The sequence below is a fragment of the Kitasatospora sp. NPDC056138 genome, from assembly GCF_042264695.1.
Classification (GTDB): Bacteria; Actinomycetota; Actinomycetes; order Streptomycetales; family Streptomycetaceae; genus Kitasatospora.
The window spans coordinates 81,237-87,236 of sequence record NZ_JBHJVK010000039.1 but is presented as its reverse complement, the minus strand read 5'-3'; the positions used below and the strand labels follow the sequence as shown (position 1 = coordinate 87,236).

The following is a 6,000-nucleotide window of genomic DNA, read 5'->3' as shown; positions in this document are numbered from 1 at the left end:
CCGATGGTACTGCAGGGGGGACCCTGTGGGAGAGTAGGACGCCGCCGAACAAATTTTGGAGAAAGCCCCTTCCCGGGAGACCGGGGAGGGGCTTTTCCGCATTTCCGGACCCTTTCCGGACCCGGTTCGGTCCGGTGCGGTCGAGCCCGGGTCAGCCTCGCACCGCTCGCAGATGCAGGCCAGGAATGTTCAGATCGCCGTTCACCAGACGAGTCCGGCTGAGCGTCACGTCCTCAATGGCCAGCGTTCGGATGCCCGTTCCGGGGGTTGAGCCGACCGGATCGCGGAGCCACGGCGGAACGGCGTCAGGGGTGATCGTCGCGGTACGGCCCGGAGGGAGCGGGCGGTCCCCGAGATCGGTGATGGTGCCGGACAGCTCCTCCGCGTAGAGCGTCATCGGGGCACCCGCCACGGTGGAGGTGCTGCCGGGAGCGGCCAGGAGATGCCAGGTCGCTCCACCGCGCTCGGTCGCCAGGTCGAGGTCGTCGATGTCCATGGTCCGGGCGGTGAACCGCAGCACGCGTTCGGGCCCGGAGACGGTCTCCAGGGTGACCACGCCCTTGAAGACACCGTCGTGGAGAACGATTCTGCGTGAGGTCAGCGTCCACTCCGGGCCTGACGTCAGCGGGCCGGTCGCGTGGTGAGCGCCTGGTCGTCAGCAGGAGCGGGACTGAGGCGGGAACCCGGGCCGGGTTTCTCCGACGGTTCGTCGCTGGGCTGGGGCGTCCTGCACGCGGGGTCCGGGGCGGAGCCACCGGATGGAGCCGAGGTGGTCCGGGTTCGGGCCGAGCCTGTCTGTGCGGCAGTGGGGATTCGCGGGGACGGCATGACGGAGGTCGACCCACAAGGCGTGCTGGTCGGCCGGTCGACGGAGGCTGCGGAGGACGCGAGGACGCCGGACGGGGCCGGACGATCGACTGCGGAGGATGCCCGGGGCACGGCAACGGTGGCCACGAGGAGGGCGGTCGGCAGCGCGGTCAGTGCGAGTACCCTGCCGCGGCGGGGGACCGGACGCTGTTGTTGGTCCCCCGAGGACGGCCGTGGCACTCGGTGCGGGCGGCCGTACGGGTACCGCGTGGTCGTCGCGGTGCCGGGCTCGTCCGTTCGGACGCCGTTACTCCGCACCGAGGCTCCCGCCCGCGGGGTCCGTGAGTGCGGCTCTCCGTGCTCCGGCTCCCGGCCCGGCGATCCGGTCCTCGGCGGGGGCCCTCGGATCGGCGTCCGGGGGAGCCCACGCGCAGGCGAGGGCGCCGCCGACGAGCCCGGAGAACAGGCCCAGCAGGAAGCCACCGAAGTTCGCGAGCGGAAAGGACACCAGGGAGAGCAGCGTCGCGGAGATCCCGGCGAAGATCCGGACCTGCTGCTGGAGCCACATCGTGACGCCCAGCACCATGAGCAGAACGCCGATGACCAGCGACCCGGCGCCGGCCGTGGTGGAAAGCGCCAGGGTGATGCCGCCCAACGTGATGTGGGTGAAGGCGAAGTACAGGATCGGGAAACCCGCTGCGAGTGTCAGCAGCCCGGCCCAGAAGGGGCGACTACCGCGCCAGGCGCGGAACGACTGCCGCGCTCCCGCGAATCCATGACGCAGGTCGGACTCGGCACGCGTGGTCGGGTTCGGCACGTGACAGCTCCCTGGCGGACGGACGGACGGACGGGCGGACAGGCGGCTGGCAGGCGGGAAGGTGCGGGGAAGTTGGGCGGAGCGGCGGTCTCCGCCCGGCGCGAGTGGCACTCGGCCGGGGCGGAGTCGCCGGCTCGCTTCAGGCCGGTCCGAACAGCCGGGTCTGAACGGCGGACCCGAACAGCGGGGTCTGAACAGCCGGGCCTGAACCGCTGATCCGTAGGGCCGGCTTCGGGGAACGCCGGGGCCGGGAGCTCCGGGCGGATCAGAAGCACTCGTCCCGACCGGCCATGAGCGAGATGACCATGTTGGGCAGGTTGATGGTGCCGGCCGAGGCGGCCACCGCGGTGCTGCGGAGATTTCTCAGAGTAACCGTCGTGCTCTGGATCGCGATGCCGTTGGGGTCGAAGAGCGGTGAGGTGCGGTCACCCGGGCTGACCTGGCCGCTCGTGAGGGAGCCCGCCGCGATGCCGATGTCGATGTTGTGGATGGTCGCGTCATCGGCCTCGAGGAGCGTGGTGTCGATGAAGAACTCCCGTGCCTCGGCCGCAGTTCCCCGGTCGCCGCCGGTGAGCCTGAGCGTGAAGGGGCCGAGAACCGGGATCGGGATGACCACGGACTGGCACAGCCCGTCGATCCGTGCGGACCTGAACCCGGTGACCGCGACCGGGACGTGGGTGCCGTCCCTCGCCACGTCGACCATGCCGTACTGGCTCAGTCCCTCACCGATGAGGGACTTCGCGGACAGCTTGAACTTCTCGTTGGAGATGAAGAAGGAGGCGGCGAACGCCCCTCGGGCCATTCCGAGAGCGAGAAGTGCGGTTGCGGCGATGCCCGGTGTCAGCACGACGGCGAAGCGCTTCCATCGGGTTCTGCCGCTGCTGCGTGGCATACCGTTCGCTCTCCCTCTGCACCGTCGGCTGGTCGGCCTCATCCCGTGGCCGGGTATGGCGGCGGAATGGCTGGACAGGTATTTCGGCGGCCGGGCGCTCGGGAAACGGCTGGGGACCGGAGAGTAGGGAGGTCGCCGGTGAGGGCTTTCCCTCTTCTGCCACGGCACCGGACGGTCAGCGCCGGGTGACCACGGCATCTGGCGCCTTCCGGCCGAGGTCAGCGGGCCATCGGCCGGGCCGACACGGTCGAGCATGGGACACGTGCAGGCACCGTGCAAGTCTGGCGCCGCGGGGTTCCGCCATGCCACTCAATCGGCCCACGGGGCCGGGTACCGGCGGGTTCGTCCAGCGGCTTCTGCCGGGTCCGGAGATGTTCGGCAAAAGGTCGAGGACTGCGGCCGTCGGTAAGCAGGGGGCTCGGAATTTCCCTCTTGCAGCTTTCCGCGGCAGGACGCCCGTCAGCGGGTGCCGGGTGCCGGGTGCCGGGTGCCGGGGGCCGGACGGCGGACCGCAGGCCGAGGGGCGCAGTGGTGGCGCGGGGCGCGCGGCCTGGAGGTACGGGGGCCTGGAGGTTCGGGGGTGCGGGACAGGGCGGGTGTGGGCACGGTCCGATCCGGTGCCGGGGCCTCGGAAGGCGCCGGCACCGGACTTCGCCGTCAGGTCAGCCCTGCGCGCGCCGCTCCGCCCTGGCAGTGGCCTCGGCCTCGTCCTCGGCCTCGGCGACCTCCAGGGTGGGTGCGGTGCCGCCGAGGTGGGCGGGGAGCCACCAGGTGTCGTCGGGGCCGCTGGGCTTGCCGGGGTACTCGCGCTGGGCGTGGTCGAGCATCTCGGACATGGTGGCCCGCAGACGGCGGGTGACCATGACCGGCTTGTCCTGGGCGGTGAGCTCGATGGGCTCGCCGATCATGATGGTGACGGGGACGTGACGCTTCGTCAGGGTCTTCGGGCGGCCCTTGGTCCACAGCTGCTGGGTGCCCCAGAGCACCACCGGGAGCAGCGGGGCGCCGGCGTCGGCGGCCATCCGCGCCGCGCCGGTCTTGAACTTCTTCAGCATGAAGGAGCGGCTGATGGTGGCCTCGGGGAACACCCCGACGACCTCGCCGTCCTTGAGGGCCTTGACCGCGGCCTCGTACGCGGGCTGGCCGTCGGTGCGGTCCACGGGGATGTGCTTCATGCCCCGCATCAGCGGACCGGAGACGCCGTGCCGGAAGACCTCGTCCTTGGCCATGAAGCGGGTCTTGCGCTTGCCGCCCTTGTAGGCGCCCATGCCGGCGAAGAGGAAGTCCAGGTAGCTGATGTGATTGCTGACCAGGACCGCGCCGCCCTCGGAAGGGATGTGCTCGGCGCCTTCGATCCTGATCCGGAGGTCGAGTGCCCGGAAGACGGTGAGCGCCGTTCCGATCACCGGCGGGTACACGAACTCTGCCATGGTCAGCCCTACTTCCCACGGGCTGCCGCCCGGTCCGGTGGTACCCGGGGCGTGGGTGGTGGCCGACAGGAGCAGCGGCACGCCGCGGCGGCCACGGGTGATACACGGAGATAATCCCCCGAAGGGGCGCCCTCTGTCATCTGAGCACGTCCGGAGGTGACGAATGCCGCACTCCGGGGCGTCTTGAACATGCCGGAACACGTTGAGGTCCGCTCCGTCGGCGCGAGGTGGTCCGTTGCGGCGAGCGGCCGGGCGGCGTCGAGGGTTGCGGTCCGGAGTTGCGGTCCGCGGGGGTGGCTGGTGGGGTGGTCGGCGGCCGGGTGGTGGCAGGTCGCACACTGGGGTGATGACCGGGCGGTGTGCGGCGCTGTGCTCGTGACGGCGCGCAGGGCTGCCGCGGGCCGGGCGCGACGGGAGGCTGAAGGTGTTGCAGCGGCGGGCGGAGGACGTGGCCGTGCGGCTGTCGTCGGACGAGCTGGGGCAGGAGCTGGGGGAGAGGGCGACGCTGGTCCAGTTCTCGACGGCGTTCTGCCAGCCCTGCCGGGCGACCCGGCGGGTCCTGGCGGAGATCGCGGGGATGGTGGCCGGTGTGGCGCACGTGGAGATCGACGCCGAGGAGCGCCTCGAACTGGTGCGGCGGCTGGAGATCCTGCGGACCCCGACCGTCCTGGTCCTGGACGCCGGCGGGTCCGTGGTGCGCCGGGCCGCCGGTCAGCCGCGCCGGGCGGACGTGATAGCGGCGCTGGGAGCGGCGATCTGAGCGATGGTCTGAGCGGCTGTCCGGGGCCGGGCTGGAGGCCGGGCGGCGGCGCTGCGGGCCGCCGGACCGGGATGCTTCGGGGGCGCCGCGCGGGGACCACCCGGCCAGGTGAATCTTGTCAAGACCGTTCAATCTCACAGTGGATCTGCTGCGCAGTCAGGTGGAGCACGGCCCGGCCTGGGGCAGGATGGGCCCAGACGGCAGTGCAGCCGTCCCGCACCCCTCCCGGCCAGCGCGCTTCGGGGGGAGCGGGGCGCTCGGCCGGGGTCCGGCAGCACTAAGCTACTGGCCAGTAGTGACGGCTAAGCTACTGGCGAGTATGCTGCCAGGAGTTCCGGACGGGCACAGCTATAACCGCTGCCCGGAGTGGGTCTGGAGAGTGTCCACAGCCCACTTGCACAGCCGCAGCCGCCGGACGAGACCAGTACAGGAGACAGGCCGTGAGCTTGAGGATCGTTGTCTGTGTGAAGTACGTGCCCGACGCGACCGGTGACCGTCGCTTCGAGGACGACACCACCACCGACCGGGAGGGCGTCGACGGCCTCCTTTCGGAGCTGGACGAGTACGGCGTGGAGCAGGCGCTCCGGATCGCCGAGGCCCACGGCGACGCCGAGGTGACCGTCCTGACCGTGGGCCCGGACGACGCCAAGGACGCCCTGCGCAAGGCCCTCTCGATGGGCGCCGACAAGGCCGTCCACGTCAACGACGAGGACATCCACGGCACCGACGTGATCGGCACCTCGGCGATCATCGCCAAGGCGCTGGAGAAGACCGAGTACGACCTGGTCGTCTGCGGCATGGCCTCCACCGACGGCACCATGGGCGTCCTGCCGGCCCTGCTGGCCGAGCGCCTGGGCCTGCCGCAGGCCACCCTGCTCTCCGAGGTCTCGCTGGAGGGCAACACCGTCAAGGGCCGCCGCGACGGCGACGCCGCCACCGAGCAGCTCGAGGCCGAGCTGCCCGCCGTGATCTCGGTGACCGACCAGTCGGGCGAGGCGCGCTACCCCTCCTTCAAGGGCATCATGGCCGCCAAGAAGAAGCCGGTCCAGGAGTACGACCTGGACGACCTCGGCATCGAGGCGGACGAGGTCGGCCTCGGTGGCGCCTGGACGGCCGTGGAGACCATCACGGCCCGCCCGGCCCGCACCGCCGGCACCGTCGTCAAGGACGAGGGCGAGGGTGGCAAGCAGCTCGCTGCCTACCTCGCCGAGCAGAAGTTCATCTGATCCATCTGACCCATTGACGTGGTGACTGCCCACAATGGAAGTGACGGGCGGTCCGGAGATACAGGAGA

The 6,000-nt window shown here is 71.1% G+C and carries 6 protein-coding genes; 2 read left to right on the top strand and 4 right to left on the bottom strand.

Features of this window, described 5'->3' with window-relative positions; genetic code table 11:
* Positions 1-151 precede the first annotated feature (151 nt).
* The 4 genes from ACFC1R_RS23100 to ACFC1R_RS23085 form a co-directional block, all read right to left on the bottom strand.
* Positions 152-556, bottom strand: a complete 405-nt coding sequence (locus ACFC1R_RS23100; protein WP_375941458.1) for a hypothetical protein — start codon at positions 554-556, stop codon at positions 152-154.
* 558 nt (positions 557-1,114) lie between these two features.
* On the bottom strand, positions 1,115-1,624 hold the full coding sequence (locus tag ACFC1R_RS23095; RefSeq protein WP_375941457.1) for a DUF6114 domain-containing protein: 510 nt from the start codon (positions 1,622-1,624) through the stop codon (positions 1,115-1,117).
* A 265-nt stretch (positions 1,625-1,889) separates the two neighbouring features.
* Positions 1,890-2,516 carry a DUF6230 family protein gene (locus ACFC1R_RS23090; RefSeq protein WP_375941455.1) on the bottom strand — a complete coding sequence of 209 codons (627 nt, stop codon included), beginning with the start codon at positions 2,514-2,516 and terminating at the stop codon, positions 1,890-1,892.
* A gap of 662 nt (positions 2,517-3,178) precedes the next feature.
* Positions 3,179-3,946 (bottom strand): lysophospholipid acyltransferase family protein, encoded by a 768-nt coding sequence (locus tag ACFC1R_RS23085; protein ID WP_375941453.1) that lies wholly within the window; start codon positions 3,944-3,946, stop codon positions 3,179-3,181.
* Between the two features lie 424 nt (positions 3,947-4,370).
* On the opposite strand from ACFC1R_RS23085, the gene ACFC1R_RS23080 reads away from it, so the two are divergent.
* Together ACFC1R_RS23080 and ACFC1R_RS23075 are read left to right on the top strand one after the other, a co-directional pair.
* Complete coding sequence (locus ACFC1R_RS23080; RefSeq protein ID WP_375941451.1) at positions 4,371-4,706, top strand: TlpA family protein disulfide reductase; 336 nt, start codon at positions 4,371-4,373, stop codon at positions 4,704-4,706.
* Between the two features lie 440 nt (positions 4,707-5,146).
* Positions 5,147-5,932, top strand: coding sequence for an electron transfer flavoprotein subunit beta/FixA family protein (locus tag ACFC1R_RS23075; protein ID WP_375941449.1), 786 nt, complete (start codon positions 5,147-5,149; stop codon positions 5,930-5,932).
* Positions 5,933-6,000 lie beyond the last annotated feature (68 nt).